Source organism: Neisseria sp. P0019.S003 (assembly GCF_051957115.1).
Taxonomy (GTDB): domain Bacteria; phylum Pseudomonadota; class Gammaproteobacteria; order Burkholderiales; family Neisseriaceae; genus Neisseria; species Neisseria flavescens_D.
This window is the reverse complement of sequence record NZ_JBQCWT010000004.1, coordinates 102,561-123,008: the sequence shown is the minus strand read 5'-3', so window position 1 is coordinate 123,008 and position 20,448 is coordinate 102,561. Positions and strand designations below refer to the sequence as shown.

General features: G+C 46.9%; 20 protein-coding genes. 6 read left to right on the top strand and 14 right to left on the bottom strand.

Features of this window, described 5'->3' with window-relative positions; genetic code table 11:
* Positions 1 to 3 precede the first annotated feature (3 nt).
* From ACTHTS_RS07880 to ACTHTS_RS07865, 4 genes are all read right to left on the bottom strand, one after another.
* Entirely contained in the window at positions 4 to 300 is a 297-nt protein-coding gene (locus ACTHTS_RS07880) for a helix-turn-helix domain-containing protein (protein ID WP_036493031.1), read from the bottom strand.
* A 436-nt stretch (positions 301 to 736) separates the two neighbouring features.
* On the bottom strand, positions 737 to 1,177 hold the full coding sequence (locus ACTHTS_RS07875) for a TIGR01244 family sulfur transferase (protein WP_107848909.1): 441 nt from the start codon (positions 1,175 to 1,177) through the stop codon (positions 737 to 739).
* A gap of 33 nt (positions 1,178 to 1,210) precedes the next feature.
* Complete coding sequence (locus tag ACTHTS_RS07870; RefSeq protein WP_440369722.1) at positions 1,211 to 1,918, bottom strand: hypothetical protein; 708 nt, start codon at positions 1,916 to 1,918, stop codon at positions 1,211 to 1,213.
* A 66-nt stretch (positions 1,919 to 1,984) separates the two neighbouring features.
* Entirely contained in the window at positions 1,985 to 3,736 is a 1,752-nt protein-coding gene (locus ACTHTS_RS07865; RefSeq protein ID WP_440369721.1) for a M61 family metallopeptidase, read from the bottom strand.
* Between the two features lie 332 nt (positions 3,737 to 4,068).
* Between ACTHTS_RS07865 and ccoN the strand changes: the two genes are divergently transcribed.
* Genes ccoN through ccoP form a run of 4 tightly spaced genes read left to right on the top strand, consistent with a single transcriptional unit; the run spans position 4,069 to position 7,668 of the window.
* Positions 4,069 to 5,502 (top strand): cytochrome-c oxidase, cbb3-type subunit I, encoded by a 1,434-nt coding sequence (gene ccoN, locus ACTHTS_RS07860; RefSeq protein ID WP_003748780.1) that lies wholly within the window; start codon positions 4,069 to 4,071, stop codon positions 5,500 to 5,502.
* Positions 5,503 to 5,526: 24 nt separating this feature from the next.
* Positions 5,527 to 6,138 (top strand): cytochrome-c oxidase, cbb3-type subunit II, encoded by a 612-nt coding sequence (gene ccoO, locus ACTHTS_RS07855; protein WP_003748778.1) that lies wholly within the window; start codon positions 5,527 to 5,529, stop codon positions 6,136 to 6,138.
* Between the two features lie 4 nt (positions 6,139 to 6,142).
* Positions 6,143 to 6,340, top strand: coding sequence for a cbb3-type cytochrome oxidase subunit 3 (locus ACTHTS_RS07850; protein ID WP_003748776.1), 198 nt, complete (start codon positions 6,143 to 6,145; stop codon positions 6,338 to 6,340).
* Entirely contained in the window at positions 6,340 to 7,668 is a 1,329-nt protein-coding gene (gene ccoP / locus ACTHTS_RS07845; RefSeq protein ID WP_440369720.1) for a cytochrome-c oxidase, cbb3-type subunit III, read from the top strand. The genes ACTHTS_RS07850 and ccoP overlap by 1 nt, the downstream gene beginning before the upstream one ends.
* A 151-nt stretch (positions 7,669 to 7,819) precedes the next feature.
* Here ccoP and ubiT read toward each other — a convergent pair whose 3' ends face one another.
* The 10 genes from ubiT to ACTHTS_RS07795 form a co-directional block, all read right to left on the bottom strand.
* Complete coding sequence (ubiT, locus tag ACTHTS_RS07840) at positions 7,820 to 8,266, bottom strand: ubiquinone anaerobic biosynthesis accessory factor UbiT (protein WP_049323906.1); 447 nt, start codon at positions 8,264 to 8,266, stop codon at positions 7,820 to 7,822.
* Positions 8,253 to 9,170, bottom strand: coding sequence for a U32 family peptidase (locus ACTHTS_RS07835; protein WP_440369719.1), 918 nt, complete (start codon positions 9,168 to 9,170; stop codon positions 8,253 to 8,255). Before ACTHTS_RS07835 ends, ubiT begins: the two co-directional genes overlap by 14 nt.
* Positions 9,171 to 9,180: 10 nt before the next feature.
* Positions 9,181 to 10,188, bottom strand: coding sequence for a ubiquinone anaerobic biosynthesis protein UbiU (ubiU, locus tag ACTHTS_RS07830; protein WP_440369718.1), 1,008 nt, complete (start codon positions 10,186 to 10,188; stop codon positions 9,181 to 9,183).
* A gap of 334 nt (positions 10,189 to 10,522) precedes the next feature.
* Positions 10,523 to 11,143, bottom strand: a complete 621-nt coding sequence (locus ACTHTS_RS07825; RefSeq protein ID WP_440362219.1) for a DUF2238 domain-containing protein — start codon at positions 11,141 to 11,143, stop codon at positions 10,523 to 10,525.
* A 107-nt stretch (positions 11,144 to 11,250) separates the two neighbouring features.
* Positions 11,251 to 12,240, bottom strand: coding sequence for a phosphatidate cytidylyltransferase (locus ACTHTS_RS07820; RefSeq protein WP_440369717.1), 990 nt, complete (start codon positions 12,238 to 12,240; stop codon positions 11,251 to 11,253).
* Positions 12,237 to 12,944 (bottom strand): lysophospholipid acyltransferase family protein, encoded by a 708-nt coding sequence (locus ACTHTS_RS07815; protein WP_440369716.1) that lies wholly within the window; start codon positions 12,942 to 12,944, stop codon positions 12,237 to 12,239. The genes ACTHTS_RS07820 and ACTHTS_RS07815 overlap by 4 nt, the downstream gene beginning before the upstream one ends.
* Positions 12,945 to 13,007: 63 nt before the next feature.
* Positions 13,008 to 13,382, bottom strand: coding sequence for a hypothetical protein (locus ACTHTS_RS07810; protein ID WP_440369715.1), 375 nt, complete (start codon positions 13,380 to 13,382; stop codon positions 13,008 to 13,010).
* A gap of 2 nt (positions 13,383 to 13,384) precedes the next feature.
* Entirely contained in the window at positions 13,385 to 14,671 is a 1,287-nt protein-coding gene (locus ACTHTS_RS07805) for a phosphatase PAP2/dual specificity phosphatase family protein (protein WP_440369714.1), read from the bottom strand.
* Between the two features lie 40 nt (positions 14,672 to 14,711).
* Positions 14,712 to 15,839 carry a PIN domain-containing protein gene (locus ACTHTS_RS07800; protein WP_440369713.1) on the bottom strand — a complete coding sequence of 376 codons (1,128 nt, stop codon included), beginning with the start codon at positions 15,837 to 15,839 and terminating at the stop codon, positions 14,712 to 14,714.
* A gap of 129 nt (positions 15,840 to 15,968) precedes the next feature.
* Positions 15,969 to 17,711 (bottom strand): bifunctional alpha/beta hydrolase/class I SAM-dependent methyltransferase, encoded by a 1,743-nt coding sequence (locus ACTHTS_RS07795; RefSeq protein ID WP_440369712.1) that lies wholly within the window; start codon positions 17,709 to 17,711, stop codon positions 15,969 to 15,971.
* 439 nt (positions 17,712 to 18,150) lie between these two features.
* Here ACTHTS_RS07795 and ACTHTS_RS07790 point away from each other — a divergent pair, with 439 nt between their 5' ends.
* Entirely contained in the window at positions 18,151 to 18,435 is a 285-nt protein-coding gene (locus tag ACTHTS_RS07790) for a PepSY domain-containing protein (RefSeq protein WP_003684382.1), read from the top strand.
* A gap of 196 nt (positions 18,436 to 18,631) precedes the next feature.
* On the top strand, positions 18,632 to 20,434 hold the full coding sequence (locus ACTHTS_RS07785) for a Pycsar system effector family protein (protein ID WP_440369772.1): 1,803 nt from the start codon (positions 18,632 to 18,634) through the stop codon (positions 20,432 to 20,434).
* The last annotated feature ends 14 nt before the right edge of the window (positions 20,435 to 20,448 follow it).

Sequence of the window (20,448 nt, the reverse complement as noted above, 5' to 3'; positions counted from 1 at the left end):
GAATTAGGCTTGGGTGTCGGCAGGCTCGGTCATTTGGCGGAGCATTTCTTGTGGTGGAAGGAGAAGTTTGTAAGGGGCGATTTTGAGTGCAGATGCGATTTTTTCGATGTTGGAAAGGGCGATGTTCCAGCGTTTGCGCTCGATGGCGGAAACGTAGGTGCGGTCGAGTCCGCATTGGCGTGCGAGTTCTTCTTGCGACCAGCCGTGGTTAACGCGGTAGAGGCGCATGTTGTAGGCGATAACTGCGCGAAGGTCTTGCGGATCGGGCAGGCTTGGAGGGGGAGTGAGTTTGTTGACCATGGTATTTTGAGTTTGTGGTTTGAACGATAAGGGGATTTTATACTATTTTTGTGAGGGGAAAGGAAAGGCCGTCTGAAAGTTTTCAGACGGCCTTAAAGAGGGTAGGTATAAAAAAAAGGGGGTGGCTTTCGGCCACACCCAAACACACACACATCAAGAGGAAAGAAAAATCATTTAATAAGAGAGCTGGCTCTTATAGAGGAAAACTGGAGGATTCGGGCTTGGCCCTGAAGCATTGAAAGGCATTATAAATGAAAATAGGGTTGGGGTATTGATACAGGTCAATTCGAGTTTGATTTAGAAAATATATTTTTAGGATAGTGGAAATAAATTAAAAATAAGGTTTGATCGTCAATAAAAGATATTAGGCCGTCTGAAAGAATTGGTTTCAGACGGCCTGATTGGTTTAAAGGCTGCTACTTATATAAATTAAGTATTAAGCCAGACCTTTATCTTTGGCTTCTTGCAGGCGGGCTTCAAAGTTGCTGAGATTCACGCCTGCCTGTTCGGCTGCGGCAACTACTTCGGCTACAGATGCGCCGTGTTGCACTTGATGATAACCCCAAAGCAGGGAGCAACGTGTGCCGGTACGACAGAAGGCAAGGATAGGAGTTGGAGATTGTTGCAACAGATTTTGGAAGGCTGCGACATCGGCTGCATTGATTTGAGGCGCAACGACGGGCTGGTGTGAGAATTGGTTGATGCCGGCCTCTTTAAACCAGTTTTGTACTTCGGCAAAAGCCGGTTGGTTTTCTTCTTCGCCGTCCGGGCGGTTGCAGATGACGGTTTGGATGCCGAGGCGTACGGCTTCTTGGACATCGGCTTCGGTCAATTGGGGGGCAATATAGAGGGTGTCGGTCAGTTTACGGATGGGCATAGTTTTTCCTTTTCTAAAGTTTGATGATGGATGTTATTGCTTTTGAGGTTTCAATAAGGCTTGTTCCAATAGTTTTTTATTGTCTTTGGATTGGTTTTGTATATATTTGCGGACGATATTGTCGATCGTCGAGTCTTGCTCCATATTGGAGCGGGTTGACCAAATGGCAGAAGCAAGCATGAGGTCTACATGATTTGGATGCTGTTCGGCTGCTGTTTGGGCTTTGATAATGTAGTCGAGAATGCGTTCAACAGCTTTGGGATTACCGGTTGCATAGTAGGTTACCCATAGAAAATCTAGTGATGCAGGAGAAACCATCGGTTCTTGAAGTGGATGGAAGGTTTCGATTTGTTCGATTCCATTTTTTAGTGCGGCATCTAATGTTAGGCTGTTAATACATGTTTGGGCTTGAGGTGTACCTGTCATGGCGAGAGTATAGGTAGCAAAAGTTTGTGCATTATCGTGGTAAGTACGAATTTTGTTGCACCAAGCGGTACTGACTTGGGGATATTTTTGTAGGACTTGGCTGGCCCAGACAATGGTGGTATGGCGCATGAGATCGGCTTTGACTAGGCCGTCCAGCAAGTTAACGGCGCGTGTGTCAGAAGGATTTTTGTAGAAGACAGCAACTTCTTTGCTCAGTTTCTCGATTGGGAGTTTTTCTGTCGAGACAGTGTTAGATTCAGCAGTGGCATGTAAACTGAGAAATAGGGCAAGTGTCCCGATAAGAAGTTTTTTCATGACTGTTCTTTCAATGAGATATTTTCAGAATGCCTTGTATATGAGGCGGCTGTTTAAAAATAAAGTTTAGTCATTATAAAGCCAGTTTTCGAGTTTTTGGCGATTAGTAATATGCAGCAGGGCGGTATTGGCTTCTGCTGCTTGGACTGTGATGCTGGTTTCGCGCAACAGGCCTTGGCGGAAGAAATGGATGGTGGTGCGCGTGCCTATAGGCAGTTTGCTCCACTGCGCTGCAAGGTCGTTGCAGGCATAGCCGCCTAGGGCGATGATTTTGTCTTGCGGGCAGAGTCCGGCATTTTCTGCACTGCCGCCATTAAATACATGAGTCAGGATTGCATGGTCGCTGCTTTGTTTGAAACGTGCACCGAAATCGTTGGCGGGGGCAACCGATTGGGGTTCGCTTGCAAATGCTCCTCCGTGTTGGCGAGGAAGGGGGATAAAGTCAAGTTTGATACCTACGCTTTGCAGACATTCTGCGAGTGAAAGGTCTTCGGTGCTGTATAAGGCTGTCTGAAAGAAGGTTTCTAAATCTAAACCGGTTATTTCTTGGCAACGGGTTTGCCAGTGTTTTTCGGGTATGCCTTGATGGGTGTCGCACCAGTCACGATAGTGTTGCTGCATCACGCTGTCGAGGGTGTATTTGCCTTGGCTTTTTTCACGGATGATAAGATCGAGGCAAAGTGCGGCCAGTGCGCCTTTTTGATAATAGCTGACGATGGCGTTGGGGCTGTTTTCGTTTTGTTTGTAGAACTTGTCCCATGCGCTGAAACTGGATTGGGCAAGTGTTTGTTTCAGACGGCCTTGTGTCTGCTGTACGCGTGTGATGCTTTGTGCAAGCAGGGTAAGGTAGGCTTCGGGACTGATGGTTTTGCTTCGGGCTAGAAAGAGGTCGTCGTAGTAGGAAGTAATGCCTTCAAATGCCCAAAGTTGTTCGGTGTAGTTTTCTTGGTCGAGATTGTAAGGTGCGAAGACGGCCGGTTTGATGGATTTGACGTTCCATGCGTGGAAGTATTCATGGGAGAAGAGGCCGAGCAGTTCGGTATAGGCTTTGTCGGCTTCGCCCATATCGGAAGATGGTAGACTGTGGCGGTCGGCGAGCAGGGCGGTGCTGCTGATGTGTTCCAGCCCACCGTAGAGGTTGTCGCCCAGATGTAGTAAGAAAAGGTATTCGGTAAACGGGGCAGGGGAGGGGAACATCGCTAACTCGGTTTCGCAGATTTTTTGAATATCGGCGAGGAAGCGGGCGCGGTCAAAATCGGGGTAGATACCGCTTAATGCAATACGGTGGGGGATGCCTTGTGCTTCAAATTCGAGAAATTCGATGATGCCTGTTTCAACCGGGTGGTCGATAAGCTCGGCGTATGAGGCCGTCTGAAAAGTGATCGCCGAGGTTTGGGGCAGGGTTGTGGCTATCTGCCATGTGTGTGGCAGGGTAGGAAATTCGACTTGGTGTGGTTGTTGTTCTTGTCCGTGTACTTTTAAGAAGAGGCATGCGCCGTCGAAAAAGCCGCGCTCGGTACTGAGGAACGAGCCGCGAACTGATAAGTCGAATGCGTAAACAGTGTAGTAAATTTCCCACGCTCCACTGAGGGCCGGGGTTTGCCAATGGTTTTTGCTGGTTTGTGTCAGCGGCTGAGCTTTGCCGTTGCAGCGCGCGCTGATGTGTGTGATGTGGCGGGCAAAGTCACGGATGAGGTAGCTGCCGGGAACCCAATTGGGTAAGCTGATTTCTGTTTCAGAATCATTGGTTTGAGTGAATGATAAGGTGATGTGCCATTCATGAGACAGAAAGTTGGGGGTAATTTTGTAATTAATCATGACTATTGGTTAATTTGCTAAAGTTTATTAAGAGGAAGGGGTTTTAAAGGGTAGGCTTAATCTATATCAATAAAACTGTACGAAAAAGGGGGCTTGAAAAAATGCTGTGTCCGATTTATTGAATATGTTTAAATAATTTATTGATTATAAAAGAAATGATATTGTGTCTCACTAAAGTTTTTATGCAATATGGAATGTAATTTTGCTTGGCATGTTGTGGTGTCTATGTTAAATTTAGAAAAATTTGAGCCTTAGCCGTATTGCGCTTTTCATAAACGTAATGGTTGAGGTGAGATAAAAATTTTTTATACCCATAATTTATGGAGACTTCCATGGACACACAAACTTATAACTACAAAGTGGTGCGCCAGTTCGCCATCATGACTGTAGTTTGGGGTATTGTGGGCATGTTGGTCGGCGTTATCGTCGCTGCCCAGCTTTTTGCTCCGGCCCTCGATTTATCCAATATCGGACCTTGGTTCCACTTCGGCCGCCTGCGTCCTCTGCACACCAATGCGGTTATTTTTGCATTCGGTGGTTGCGGTCTGATCGGTACATCATACTACGTTGTTCAACGTACATGTAATACCCGTCTGTTTGGCGGTTGGTTGCCTGCATTTACCTTCTGGGGTTGGCAGGCCGTTATCGTAGCTGCGGCCATCAGCTTGCCTATGGGTTACACCCAAGGTAAAGAATACGCCGAGTTGGAATGGCCTATCGACATTTTGATTACGCTGGTGTGGGTTGCCTACGCCATCGTATTCTTCGGTACGATTGCTAAACGTAAAATCAAACATATTTACGTTGCCAACTGGTTCTACGGCGGCTTTATCTTGGCCGTTGCGCTGTTGCACATCGTCAATAATATCAGCATCCCTGCCGGTTTGATGAAATCTTATCCGGTTTACGCAGGTGCGATTGATGCGATGGTTCAATGGTGGTACGGCCACAATGCGGTGGGCTTTTTCCTGACAGCCGGCTTCTTGGGTATGATGTACTACTTCGTACCAAAACAAGCAGGCCGTCCTATTTACTCTTATCGCTTGTCCGTTGTTCACTTCTGGGCTTTGATTTTCACTTATATGTGGGCAGGTTCTCACCACTTGCACTACACCGCATTGCCTGACTGGACTCAATCTTTGGGTATGGTATTGTCTTTGATCCTGTTTGCGCCTTCTTGGGGTGGTATGATCAACGGTATCATGACTCTGTCCGGCGCATGGGACAAACTGCGTACCGACCCGATTTTGAAATTCTTGATCGTTTCTCTGTCTTTCTACGGTATGTCTACCTTCGAAGGCCCGATGATGTCTATCAAAACCGTTAACGCTCTGAGCCACTACACCGACTGGACTGTTGCACACGTTCACGCCGGCGCATTGGGCTGGGTGGGCTTTGTAACCATCGGTTCCGTTTACTATATGATTCCCCGCTTGTTCGGCAAAAATGAAATGTACAGCACCAAATTGGTTGAGGCGCATTTCTGGATCGCGACCATCGGCGTGGTTCTGTATATCGCTGCAATGTGGATTGCCGGCGTAATGCAAGGTCTGATGTGGGGTTCTTTGAATGACGACGGCACGCTGACTTATTCCTTCGTTGAATCCGTAAAACGTACCATGCCTTACTACATGATTCGTTTCACCGGCGGTCTTCTGTACCTGAGCGGTATGTGCATCATGGCATATAACGTTTACCGTACTGCTATCAGTGGTAAAGCAGTTGATGCTGAGATTCCTGCGGTTTCTCAAACTCAACACCACTAATGACAAGAAAGATAGGCTACCAAAATGAAATTACAACAATTAGCTGAAGAAAAAGTCGGTGTACTGATTGTATTCACCCTGCTTGTAGTCAGCGTCGGCCTTCTGATCGAGGCTGTTCCGCTGTTCTTCACCAAGGCAGTTACCGAACCTGCACCCGGCGTGAAACCATATAACGCCCTGCAAGTGGCCGGTCGCGATATTTATGTGCGCGAAGGCTGCTACAACTGCCACTCTCAAATGATTCGTCCATTCCGTGCAGAAACTGAACGTTACGGTCATTATTCCGTTGCCGGTGAGTCTGTTTATGACCATCCGTTCCAATGGGGTTCTAAACGTACCGGTCCGGATTTGGCTCGTGTTGGCGGCCGTTATTCCGATGAATGGCACCGCATCCACCTGCTGAACCCGCGCGACGTTGTGCCGGAGTCCAATATGCCTGCATTCCCATGGCTCGCACGCAATAAAGTCGATGCCGAGGCAACTGTGGCGCATATGAAAGCCCTGCGTAAAGTGGGTACACCTTACAGCGATGAAGAAATTGCCAAAGCACCTGAAATGCTGGCTAACAAATCAGAGCTGGACGCTGTTATCGCCTATCTGCAAGGCTTGGGCTTGGCATTGAAAAACGTAAGGTAACATCATGGACGCTAACTGGGCTCGCTCGCTCTTTACTGTTTGGGTATTTATCAGCTTTATTTTAGTCCTCTATATTGTGTTCAATAGACGCAATAAGAAAAACTATGACGATGCTGCCAGCAGTATTTTCGATAATGACGAACAAAGGCCGTCTGAAAAGGACGATCAAGCTCAGTCAGTCCGTGATCACGGAGCAAAATAATGAACACAACATCCCAATTCACCAGTAGTTTCTGGAGTATATATATTGCCGTTATCGTCGTGCTCAGCTTCATCGGCCTGGCTTGGCTTCTGCTTTCGCAAAACGTTGTGAAACGCCCTAAAAAAGGCGAAGAAGTAAAAACCACAGGTCATGAGTGGGACGGCATTTCGGAGTACAACAATCCTCTGCCACGTTGGTGGTTTTGGCTTTATGTCTGCACATGGCTGTTTGGCGTCGGCTACCTGATTATGTATCCAGGTATCGGCGATTACAAAGGCCTGTGGGGCTGGAGCAGCCATGGTCAATATGAAGAAGAAGTTGCCAAAGCCAATCAGCAATACGGTAAAGTGTATGCTAAATTTTCCAATATGCCGATTGAGAAAGTGGCTAAAGACCCTGAAGCCCGTGCTATTGCACAAAACCTTTTCAATACCTACTGTATCCAATGTCACGGCTCAGATGCCAAAGGTTCCAAAGGCTTCCCGAATTTGACCGACGACGATTGGTTGTGGGGTGGCGAACCTGAAAAAATTCAGGAAACCATTGAAAAAGGCCGTACTGCCGCCATGCCGGCATGGGGTCCTGCTTTGGGTGAAGAAGGCGTGAAAAACGTAACACAGTATGTTATGTCTCTTTCTAAACCTAAGGGTCAATATGACGAAGAACGTGCAGAGCGCGGTAAAGCCCTGTTTAGCGGCCCACCTGCCAACTGTTTTACTTGTCACGGCGACAAAGGTCAAGGTATCCAAGGCCTCGGCCCGAATCTGACCGACGATGTATGGTTGTGGGGCGGTACTCAAAAAGCGATTACCGAAACCATTACCAACGGCCGCAGCAGCCAAATGCCTGCTTGGGGTCACTTTCTCGACAAAGACAAGCTGCACATCATGACCGCTTATGTTTGGGGTTTGTCCAACAAAGACGGTAAAAAAACTCCTGCTAAAAAAGCCGAGCCTGCTCCGGCAGCTCAACCTGCCGATGCTTCTGCTCCGGCGGCTGCTTCAGCTCCTGCTGCCGATAAAGCTGCTCCGGCTGCTGAAGCCAAACCTGCTGAAAAAGCAGAAGCGGCTCCGGTTAAGGTAGACGGCAAAGCTGTTTTTGAAGCCAACTGTAAAACATGTCATGGCGGTATGATTCCGGGTGCACCTGCTGTCGGTAAAAAAGACGACTGGGCTCCTCGAATTAAGCAAGGTAAAGATACTTTGCACAAACACGCGCTTGAGGGTTTTAATTCAATGCCTGCCAAAGGCGGCAACAGCAGCTTGAGTGACGATGAGGTTAAAGCGGCTGTAGACTTTATGGCAAATGAGTCCGGTGCAAAATTCTAATTTTGAGTCGGATTGAAAAAAAGCGTACCTAACAAGGTACGCTTTTTTATATTTGATAAAACCAATAAGAGAAGACATATCAAAGAGGTGAAATATATAAGGCCGTCTGAAACATTCAGACGGCCTTTGTTCTTGGTTCAACCAAAATTAATCAATCCAAAGTGGACGTACTGCGTTTCAGGAACCATTCGCTGAAAGGCCACTCGACGCTGTCGAGTAAGTTTTTGGTAATTAACCCCAGTTCCGTATCACCTTCGATTTGCAATTTACGGTTGAAAAATAAGGTATCGGGATCTTCCTCGCGCATCATCATGCGCATGAAGTCTATACCGTTGGCCGCCAGTCTCAGATCGGGGGCGCCGCTGAAGTTGTCGTCCAGGAATTTTTCCGTATCGGCACTAAACCGCACTTTGATACCGGCATCCAAAACTTCGATTTCGAATTTTCTTCCGGCAAAAAGTTCCATATCGGCAGGCAGTAAACCTTTTTTCAGCATGGTATTCAATACGGAGACCAAAACAAAGCGTGGAGGTTTGCCGGGAAGTTTGGTACCGATTTTTGCCATCCATTTGGGTAATATGATTTCAGGCAGCGCCATAATATGCCTCCCTCACGGTTTCAATACCGGGCTGACCGCGCCAATAGCCGTCAACCAGTGTTCCGGTAGTCAGTCGTTCCAACTCGGGGCGGACATCTTCCCATGTGGCTTTTCCGTCCAATACATCGCGGTGAATTTGGATAATTTCAGACATGCCGTGCATTTGTGGCGACAGTCTGAGCATATTCACGCCAATTTTATTCAAGTCTTCATGGTGGGGCAGTAGGTTTTGGCAGCCGTAAGACATGGTTTGGATGCCGTTGATGGTGAGAAACGGCTGGCCTTCTCGCGTATTCATGGCCATACCGTGCTCGTGGTCGAGGCAGCGGAACTCGCAACTGTCTTTATTCAGATTGTAATGGCGGGCGGTAAAGCAACGTGATGAATAGGCGAGCGGCATTTTACCCCAAGCGAAGAGTTCGGTTTCAATGCCGTCTGAAGCCTTGATGATTTCGGCAACCTTATCACGGCTCAGCTCGGACGGTGCAATCCAGCGGAATGCCCCTAATTTTCGGAATACGTCCAAAGTGGTTTCGTTGTAGATATTCAGGCTTGCACCGGCAACAAAAGGAATGCCATGTTCGCGTGCCAATTTGACCGCACCCATGTCGTTGGCTTCAACTTTAAACTTTCCCTGCTCCGTGATTTTGCGCAGGCGTTTCAGATCGGATTCGCTTTCGAGCAGGACTTGTGAAGAAAGAATAATCTCCTTACCGCTTTCCGCCAAGTCTTCAGCCAGTCCGAACCAGTCGGCAAAGCGCATTTTCTGACGGCGTGAGCAGACTACTTCGCCCAAATAGACCGTGTCCAACGGCGTATCCAGCATGGAAACGTAAAATTCCAGCAGGGCTTCTTTTTGCCAGAAAAATAAAATAGGACCCAGCGACAATTTCAATGAATTCATTTTCTTCCCCTTATTTCCATGGGCGGTTGTATGCGCCCAAAGTTGTCTGATGACCTTCCGAAACTTTGCTCAAGGCATTGTTCCAGGACGGATTGACTTTGAAATGCGATGGGTCGGCTGCGGCTGCATCCAGTGCTTGGCGCAGGGATTTGGTTACTTGCGCCGTATACATCGGACTGCGTTGGCGTCCCTCGATTTTGATGGCGGACACACCGATTTTGATGAGTTCGGGCAACATTTCCAAAACATTCAGGCTAGTCGGTTCTTCCAAAGCATAGTAGGTTTCATCATTGACTTCAAAGCGGCCTTTGCACAAGGTTGGATAACCTGCCGGTTCATTGGGTTTGTATTGGTCTATCAATACCTGGTTTAGACGTACGTTCATGCGGTCGGGCAGTTGTTCCCAGCGGACGGATTTTGCCGGAGAGCAGACACCTTGCATATTGGGCGATTCGCCTGTTGCATAGCTCGACAAGATGCAACGGCCTTCCACCATCACACACAAACTGCCGAAGCCAAAGACTTCAATTTCCACATCAGTATTGTCAATTACATGTTTGACCTGATCGATGGTCAGCACGCGCGGCAAAACGGCACGACGGATGCCGAACAGCTCTTTCATCATATTGATGGCTTCGTAATTGGTGGCCGAACCTTGTACTGACATATGCAGGCGTAAATTCGGATGTTTGTCTGCCGCATACGCCATGATGGCGGGGTCGGCAACAATAATCGCATCGGCACCCAAATCCGCCGCCGTATCCACAGCAGCGTGCCAACGCTCCACTTGGCCGGCTTGTGCGAATGTATTGATGGCCATCAGTACATTGCGTCCGCGCGCATGGGCGTAAGCTACGCCTTCCCGCGCAGATTTCATATCGAAATTCAGTCCCGGAAAGTTTCGTGCATTGGTCGCATCTTTCAAACCCATGTAAACCGTGTCCGCACCGTTGTCCACAGCGGTTTTCAGTGCAGGCAGGTTGCCGGAGGGGCAGACCAATTCTGGAATTTTCTGCATTTTGTGTTCCTCGTCTTGATGATAACCTCTATCGGGTTAATCAATATTTTGTAGAATTCCGAATATTTTATGGATTAATGACACAAGATATGCTGACTTAAATCAAATCGAAAAATTCATGTTGACGTGGACATATTGTTTACAAAATCTTAACAGACGTTGTTTTTTATATATTTCATGTGCTTAAAAATTTTGATGACGGATTTTGTTTCAAAATCGGCTTATGTTTTTAACTATCGTATTTATTAATTTTTACAATAATAGTGATAGAAAAATGAAAAAAGGCCGTCTGAAAATCTGGTTTCAGACGGCCTTTCGCTTTAAAGGGGTAGATTTAAGAGAAACCCAAGCGGTTATCGGGTCGGGTAAACACAAAAATAAACAGAGAAGTTAACGCGCCCAAAGTATCGGCAAGCATGTCTTTTTGCGCGTCCCAAATATCGCCTTGAGAACCCAAGAATTCCAGTCCGGCCTCTCCGCCGTCGATGACGGCATATTGCCATTCGATGATTTCATAGGCGGCAGCCACGCTCATAATGAAGAACAAGGAGAAAAATAAGGCCAGGGGCAGATTACACAGCTTGCGGCGCAGCAGCCACTCAGCCATTGGATAGGCGTAGAAGCCGATGATGTAATGGGCAATACGGTCGTAATGATTGCGGTTTTCGCCCAAAATCGGTTCAAAAAAGCGGTTGATGGATTCAAATGGCACATCGGCAAAAGTATAGTATGCACCGATGGAATGCATAATCAGCCAAAAGCTCATGAATAAGTAGGCCAAGTTGCTGAAGCGGAAAATGCGGTAGGTGGCAACCAGAAGGAAGAATACGGATGCTACGGGGATGATTTCGGCGTACCAGACTGCACGGTCATGGGGATTGATGCCAGACCAAACAATGAGGGCGAAGATAATCGTAGCAAGAAAAATGGGAAAGATTGGAGAGGGTTTATTCATTTTTTGTGTGTAATAACAATGGTTGCGTATTGTATAACGAATTGGCAGGGCTGGCAGTTTCATACATTCAAGGCTGTCTGAAAAACAGCTTTCAGACGGCCTGAAGTTTAGCCGTTCCAGAAATAACGGGTGATGTGGAAAAACACGGGTGCGGCAAAACAGATCGAATCCACGCGGTCAAGCATGCCGCCGTGGCCGCGTATCATATTGCCCCAGTCTTTGACACCGTAATCTCGTTTGATGGCAGACATAACCAGGCCGCCAAAGAAGCCCATCAGGCAGACGATAAAGCCGATAACGGCTGCTTGGCCGTGGGAGAACGGCGTAATCGGCGCCATCAGCGCGGCAATGGCAGTGGCCGACAAAATACCGCCGACAGTGCCGGAAATGGTTTTTGACGGCGAAAGTGAAGGCATGATTTTTGCACCGCCAATCAGTTTGCCCCAAACGTATTGCAACACATCCGATACTTGCACCACGCCAATCAGGAAGATCAGCAACAGGATATTGTTGCCGTTATCGAAGCCGTCCAAGTCTAGAAACATCAGCGCCGGAACATGGGACAGACAGAAGATGCAAATCATCGCCATCCATTGCGTTTTGGCGGCGCGTTCCAAAAAGTGCGCGGTTTGGCCGCTGAGGCTGGCAATAATCGGCAGTATCAAAAAGCCGTAAACCGGAATAAAAATGCTGAACATGCCGTACCAGCTGTCATAGACGAAATAGTATTGCACCGGCAGCAGCAGGTAAAAGCAGACCACCATGCTGTAATAGTCGCTGCGGCGACGATAGACGAGGGTCATAAACTCGCGCAGTGCGGCAAATGAAATCAGGAAAAACAGTACAACCGTCCCGATTTTGCCGAACCAAAACGCCCCCAGCAACACCAGCGTCATCAGCCACCATGCGTAAATACGGGCATTGAGGTTGGCGATGGTGGCATTATCGGTGCCGTTTTTACGCTTAAGCCATTGTCCGATGATGCTGGCAAAACACAATACGGCAAACACGCCGACAAAAATATAGCTGGCTTGCGGAGTCAGATGAGCGGCGGCTTGTTCGACGATGATTTGTTGGGAAGTCGTAGAAAGGCTCATGCTTGTCCTCCTTTGTTTTGCTGAACTTCAGATTCATTTTGGCGAAGCTCGCTGCGGTCGTTTTCAGATGGCCTGAGTGCCAGCAATGCCTCACAGCTGCGTGTCAAAAAGCTGTCTTTGTCTTCGTTTTCCTGCAAAGTAAGCGGCTGTCCGATATGGACTTCACACAAAAGCGGTATAGGCAGGATTTTGCCTTTTGGTAGTACGCGGCTGATGTTGTCTATCCAAATCGGCACAAATTCGGTATCGGGTTTGCTTTTTGCCAGATGATAAATGCCGGACTTGAATGGCAGCAGGATGGTGTTGTCGTCAGTGTTACGCGTACCTTCAGGGAAAATAATCAAGGAGTCGCCTGCGTTCAGCGCGTCTTTCATCTGTTCAGTAATCGCTTGCGGATTATCACTATGGCGCGGAATCAGCAAGGCATTGAAAACGTTTTGAATGATGAAGCGTTTGAGTTTGCTTGTCAGCCAGTAATCCGAACCGGCGACTGGGCGCGTGGACAAGCGCCAGCGGCGGGGCAGGGAAATCCACACCAATACAAAATCACCATGGCTGCCGTGATTGGCGTAATAGACTTTTTGGTGCTGATTGAATGTCAGCTCACGCGAGCTTTTGGGGCGTACGCCCGTAAGAAAAGAGACCGACAGACATAAGGCTTGGTCGGTTAGCCAGGCAAGTTGTTTTTTGAGGAAGTTTTTCATTGTTTCTGCCTTTGGGAGTGAGATACCGCTCTAGATCTGGTTTGGGTAAATTAGCAAAAATAATCAAATGCTTTGGATAAGCAAAATTAAAAATTGTGCGGCGGTCAGGTATAAGCATTTGCGCCATAGGGAAAGTGCGCCGTTTATCCGTTGGGTCAAAGTACGGCTGCCTGAAATTTGACGCAAACCGTTTTGTTGTAAGGATTGGTCAAAGTCTTCAGGGGAGTAGCGGTTGTCGGCAAAGTCTTGGAACACACGGCGATCGAAGTGAACGCGGATATGGCAGTACAACAAAACCGCTGCCAAGAAAAGTTGCACCTCAAACCATGCGCCGCCATACTTTGCCGACAAGGCGAGCAGCAGAGCGTTGCAGGCGGCAACATAATGTGCGGTAGAGAGCAGGTGGGCGGTAATACGGCTGTCGGTTGCGTTGTCCATCATTATCCTTGTTTTAAACGGTTGGCCGCAGCTTCAACTGCTTGGGCAGTGGCCGGCGATAATACCATTTGCGGCCGAGCCTGTTTGAGTTCAGCCTTCGCTTGCGTCAAGTCTTTGCAGCCACCATAGACCAGCAGCCACGTCAGTACCACTGCGGCACTTCTTCCATAACCTAAAGCGCAACATACCAGCACTTTGCCGTGTTTTTGGCGCAAGGTTTCCAATATCAAGGCCGTCTGAACTAAATCGTTTTCAGACGGCGTTACCATATCCAGTAAAGGCAGAGCGCGATATTCTCCTTGATAGCTACGGCAGGGATATTCGGCACATACATCCAATACGGCAGGCAGATGGTTTGAAATCCCTAAAACGCTGCCAATCCATACATCATGGCGGACTTGTGCCGTTTTCGCCTTACCGCGTAACCAATACGCCATGTTTAGCCGTACGCCCACCAGATAAGGCAACAGCAAAACCGTCGCTGCTGCCGATAATTTACCGTTAGCCTGTTTTTGGAAGAAGGCTACATTTCCAGTCAAATAGGCAAAAGCCACCATCAGCAAAGACACGCTAATCCATATCAACCACAGCCACGCGCCACCCAGCAACGCGGGTAACGCCGTCAAACACGCGCCAAGCAAATACAGCAACGCAATCTTTCTTGAGCGTACATCACTCAAGCCCAGTTTTAACGGCGAAGTCATCTGACGTGGAAAAGCCCACAACACCAGCCAGCCGAGCAATGCTCCGGTTGGCACGTCAATAAAATGATGTTGATAAGTCGTCAGTACTGACAAGGCAATCAGGCTTTGCCATAAGAAAAGCGGCAGGCGGATTTTAGGAAAGCGCGTCCAATAAAATGCACCCACGATAATCGCCAACGCGATATGCAAAGATGGTGCTTGGTTGTACGGCAAATCAAATGCAGCCAATGAATCAAACAGCCAGCCTGACAGCCCATCGGCAGGCGGTTTGGGCCATCCGAAACGCAGCGGAAACAGCACAAAGCAAGCAGTCGCAATCAGTTGGGCAGCTACAAGGTGCGCTATATATCGGTTTTGTTCATGTGTATCACGGCAAAGAAAAAATGCCGCGGCATACATCAGGTTTAGCGACCAATAAGGCACAATTGTCCATGCCCAAAACGGAATATTGCGCTCCCATGCAAAAGCGATTTCAGGCACATAGTCCAGCGATGCCGCATAATGATTGGATAGGCCGTAGCTGGTGTAAAACAAGATACCGACTGAAATCAGCTTGAGCAGGGAGGTTTTGAGGGAGGGTTTCATGGGGGATTAGTTAATAATTAAATATTTTGATTCCGTGAGCCTATTTAAGATAAGTGATATTCGTACCATCAATGCTAAGAACTTTTCTATTCAGTAGATGCTGTAATAGTTTTTCAGTTTCATGATTGTTGGATTTTGCATGTGCTTTTATAGTGTTTCGTAATGTGCTGACTTTACCTGGGCGTTTTGATGGTTCAACTGACAGTGCGGCAATTACTTTTTTCCACATGGTTTCATCAGGCAAATGGAGTATTTTCTTTTGAGATATGGGATTGGGATTAGTATGGGGAAATGGAGCATATTCAATTTTTCCATTGTTTTGGCGAATGTGGTTTTGTTCGCGCAAATGGCGTGCAAAGGCTTGAATATCAGCTTGACTTATAGTAAGTGAGAGAGCATCTGCACGTTTCTGTACGGCATCTTGAAAATCAGTATAAGTTTTGGGTTTGATATTCAAAATATAACGTTGGATTTTCTGTAATAGATCATTGTCACTGATGTGGTAAATCACTATACCTTGCTCATCAACACTAATTAAGTTTTGTGTTTTAAGTTTATTAATAATATGAGCAGTTGTTGTTTCGCATTCTTCATCTGTTTTGCCTTGAAACTGTTCGCGTAAAATATATTTACACAGATTTTGTTGCAAATTATGTAAGCGAGATGGAAGAAAAGCATTGGGCTGACGCAAAGCAGTTAAGGCTGCTTGAAAATAAGGTGCTAATGGCTGAGGTGGTTTGAGGGAGTTTTCAGATTGAGGGTGGGGTTCTAGTAGTTTTGTTGGAGGAGTAGTATTAATTTTTGTGTGCTGCACTTCATCTATATTTGCTAGGCGTACAACACCTTTTGCCTCCTGCTTTTCTAAGATATGTTCTACTAATATATCGTAACCACCATCACGAGAAAGTATACCAATTTGAGCATCTGTATCTGTAGCTATAATTTTTCCAAGATAATAAGAAAGATAAAAATCTAATGCGTTTTTGCCTGATTTCTGTAAGTGAATAAGATGGACACGTTCGCCAAATGGAAGCAATGATGCCACTAAACTAATGGGTAATGATTTATGTTGTGTGCCTAAAAATAACCAAATATGAGTATCTTCAGTTGGTAATTTGTCCAGATTTTGCGGTTGGATATTTTCAAAGTCGATTAGTAAGTGTTTCATAGTATTATTTAATTGGGCTGACGTTTATACCCAAAATCCCTTTTAATATTATTTTTGTTGAGTTATTAATGCTCAACTTATATACCAGGCCGTCTGAAAGTTAAAAAATTGTTCAGACGGCCTTTATTTTTATTTCTTCACTGCCAAGCTGACGGTGAAAATACCGTCTTCGTCTATCCATTGATGGATTTTTTCAAAACCGGCTTTTTCAACCAACTGATCCATTTCCTGCTGACTGCGGCGGCGCATTACCCAGTTTGGGCTGCCTGCTTTGTGGCTTGTCAGGGCGCGGGCAATCATTTCCAGTTGCGGATGCCACGGTTGGCCGGTGTAGATCAGGTAGCCGCCAGTTTCAATGGCTTCGCCGAAACCGTAGAGTGAGTTCAAAATCAAATCGTTGTCGGCAAACAATTCATGTAGGCCGGAGACGATACCCAGCGTTGGACGTGGCTGTAAATCGTGATAGTTGGCGCGGTCGTAGGCATTGACTTCATTGAAGGTTACCGTGTTTTGCAAGCCGCGCTCGGCAATCAGCTTGCGTCCGGCTTCGACATTAATCGGGCTGTAATCGCGCAAGCGTACGGAATCAGGCAATGTGTCGGCAGTCAGTGCGTCCAATACATAGCGGCCATGACCGGACGCAATATCCAAAACGTGTACAGGTTTCCCTGCTTCACGCAGTTTGGCTGAGGCCGTCTGAATGGCTTTGCCGATATTGACTTTGCGTTGGCGGATACCGCGCCAGCCGATGGCGTTGAGATAGTATTTGTCCACCCATACACCGAAAGCGTTGCTGCCTTGCGGTTGATTGCGGTAGACGTAATCCAGTGTGCTGCCCGAATCAAAACCTGTTTCTTGACCGATTCTCAAACCTTCACTCCAGCGCGAACCCAGTTTGAGCGAGGCACGATATATTGCCCAAAATGCGCCGCGAGGCGTACAAACAGGCAAAGGCGTAGCCAGTTCGTCAGCTTCGCGACGGCTGTCTCCAAACAAGTGCGCTTGAGTCAGATCGACTTGTTGCAAAGGCTGATTGAAACGCTCGCGGATAAAACGGCGCATTTCGATAAACGCGATTTCACGGTTTTGTTCGCCTAAAGTATCGTGGTAGAAACCGGGCAGGATATGGCGCTCTTTAATATGGCTGCCCAAACGGTTGTAGAAATCGTGTTGCGGTTTGTGATGAACAACCCAATCGCTGCCTGAGATCAACAGTTGTACAGGCGTAGTAATCGCTTGTGCATCGGCAACCACACGTTCGGCCGCTTCATATAAACCCAGCAGGATGCGCACAGAAATAGCGCGGGCAATCAGCGGATCATTGTCGTAGCTTTTTTGACGTTCGACGTTGTGGGTCAGATAGTGGGCTTTGACGTAGCTGTTGACAAAGAAATTGCCGCGCCATTTTTGCATGATTTTCAAACCGGTACGGGCAAACGGAACATAGAGTTTGACTTTGAACGCAGGCGAAGCCAATACGGCGCAACGGATTTTCGGCGCGTAATCGTGCAACCAAGTAGAAACCAATACCGCACCGACACTTTGCGCAATCACGCAAATGTTTTCAGGTTTGATGCCGTATTCGCTTTGGATGTGTCGGATAAAATCATCTACGTCTGAAACCGAAGTGCCAATACTCGGACTATCGCCGCGTTCACCGGGGCTGTAACCATGACCACGCGCGTCCCAAGCAAAATAGGCAAAATCGTTGAAACCCAGTTCATCCGCCACAAACATCATTCGGCCGGAGTGCTCATGTCCGCGATGGAACAGCACAATGGCTTTGTCGGAAGAACCATCGGCAGCAGGGCGATAGCGGTAGAAAAGCGAAGTACCGTCTTGGGTAGAAAAGTATTTTTGCTGTTCGGACATGAGAAACTCCTAATAGTCATATTTTTTGAACAGTATCATGACATATCGGATAAATGCAATGATTATCCGATAGACGGACGAATGCAATGATGGAGAGAAATGGTAAAAGATGATTCCAAATTTTACTTAAAACTGATGGCAGTGATTATTAAAAGGTTAGATAGAGGGTGTTTGGATAACCTTACAAATTACCGACATATCATCATAAACTCTTTGTTTTGCAATTAATTTAGGGAACACAGTTAGACGGGACTTATCGTTATCATATTGTTGCCAAATTTTTTCTTTTATTTTCTTCTGAAAGGGAATCGCTTAGGCCGTCTGAACACTTTTCAGACGGCCTTTACTACGTTTAACCAAGCACTAATTAACTGCTAATTTTGTCATGTTTTAATACATCCATCGAAACCCGAATACACATTTGAAAAGGAAATCAAACATGAAAAAATTCTTATTGACCGCCATCGTTGCTTTGTCTGCCGCCACTGCCGGTGCCAGTGATTATATCGAACACAAAATCTACAGCGACAAAAACTTCGAGCAAAATCGTGCTAAAGCCGTAAAAATGTTGGAACAACGCGGCTATCAAGTTCACGATGTTGAAGCCGATAGCCGTCGCGGCCAGCCTGTATTGGATATCGAGGCTTTTAAAGATGGTCGTGAGTACGACATTGTTTTGTCTTACCCTGATTTGAAAATTATTAAAGAACGCATCGATTATTAATATTTCGATATAAAGTGGATTGTCGCAGGGCTTTTAGTTCTGCGACAGTTTGCTATTTAGGCATTTAAAGAATGTAAATTATCTAAAATAAATGAACTAAATATGCTTTTTATTTTCCATTTAATTCAAAGTGTTTGATGTTGGGAGTCATGGTATGAGTTTGAATGATTGGAAGGAAGATGGTCGGCTGAAGCAGATGGGCGACCAAGAAAAACCTTTAAACGATAGTGCAGCTGCCGAATCCCAACAGGATGTTGATTTTTGGGATCACAATCAAAACGGTGTTGTTGAAAACGAAGTTGAGGTTGTGGCTGAAGCGGTAGAAATTCAGGAAGTGGTTGAACATCCTGAGATGCCGTCTGAAAAAAACGAGAAGAAAGCCAAACGTAAAAAAGACAAGGCGAAGAAGAAAAAAAATAAAGCCGAGGATTTGAATGCGTCTGATCTGTTGGGTACGAATAAGGGCGTGGAAACCATGTTCCGCAACGCCGTACGCTCGGAGATGGAATTGTTGGCGCTGGCGGCAACCAAAGCGAACATTATGATTTCGCTGAATGGTTTTATTGTTTCTGCACTGATGATCTCGGGCGCATTTATTTTTTCATCGTCGCCTGAGTTTTTGATTCCGGCGAGTACCTTTATGATTACCGCCGCCGCGTCCATCGTGTTCGCGCTTCTGTCCGCTTCGCCCGAGCGTATCGGCAAAATGCAGGCGGCGCGGACATGGTTTAAGGATTTTATCCGTGGCCGTTCTAAGCTGCGGGATTTGAAAACCCGTCTCAGCAGTACTGAAACGCGATTTTTTGGCGGCAGCCAACCCAATATTTTGATTTATGAAGACCGTGTGAAACTGCAAAAAGATCAATATTGGGAAATGATGCAGGAGATTATGGGCGATCGTAAACAAATCTATGAAAAGATGAGCGATCATCTTTATTGGCTCGGCTTGTTGGCGGATAAACAGTTTAAATACATTAACTTATCTTACGCGGTATTCCGCTTGGGCTTGTTGGCTTCGCTGGCGGCATTTATCGGTGTGAAAACATTGCCGTCATTGCTGACGCCTCCGGCCAACAACGCGGCAGAGTTGCGTTCGCTGGGTATCAATATGTTTAACGGCGTATTTGAGCCTTCTGCCGTACAACAGCTTCCGGACGGTAAGTTGCTGATTGCGGAAGACGAACCAAACCATGCGTTCAGTATCATCAGTATTGATAAAACCGGCAGGTTTGTGGAAGACGAGGCATTGGATACGCGCGTGATTACCGGTTTCAAGCGCCGTCTCAGCGACTTGGAGGCTTTGGCTCGTGACGATGAAGGCTTTATCTACGCGCTGACTTCACACTCGCGCACCCGTAAAGGCAATCGCTCGCCTGACCGCGAACACCTGATGCGCTTTAAAATCCAAGACGGCAATGTGTTGGGGCTGACCAGCTACGACAATCTGACGCAGGTTTTGGAAACCGATCACAAGCTGCATGATTTGATTCGCGAGCGAACTAAGGCTGAGGTTTCTTTTGAAGAAATCAATATTGAGGGTATGGCGTTTGATCCGGTGAAAAAACGTCTCGTTTTGGGCTTCCGTGATCCTGAGTTCAACAACATGGCTTTGGTCGCGTTTATCAGCAATCCGAAAGATGTATTTGAGCGCAATGCCAAACCTGAGTTTGATGAAGTGGCCGTGATTGATATTGATGGCGGCGGTATCCGTTCCTTCAACTATGATCCTGTGTTGAAAACCTACGTGATCGCCAATGAAGTGAAGGATGAGAATGGACAGAAATTCTCACAACTGTGGACTTGGAGCGGCAATCCGACCGATGAACCGCAAAAAATCTCTCTGCCTAATCTGCAACACATCACCAACGTTGAAGCCGTCGATTCGATTACCGTTAACGGCAAGCCACAGATGATTCTGATGGGTGACGAAGGTAATGCTTCACAGAAAATTACTGCCAAGTATATGTTGGTAGATTACAGTCAACTGGGTAAACAGTAAGTTATCTTGGCTGC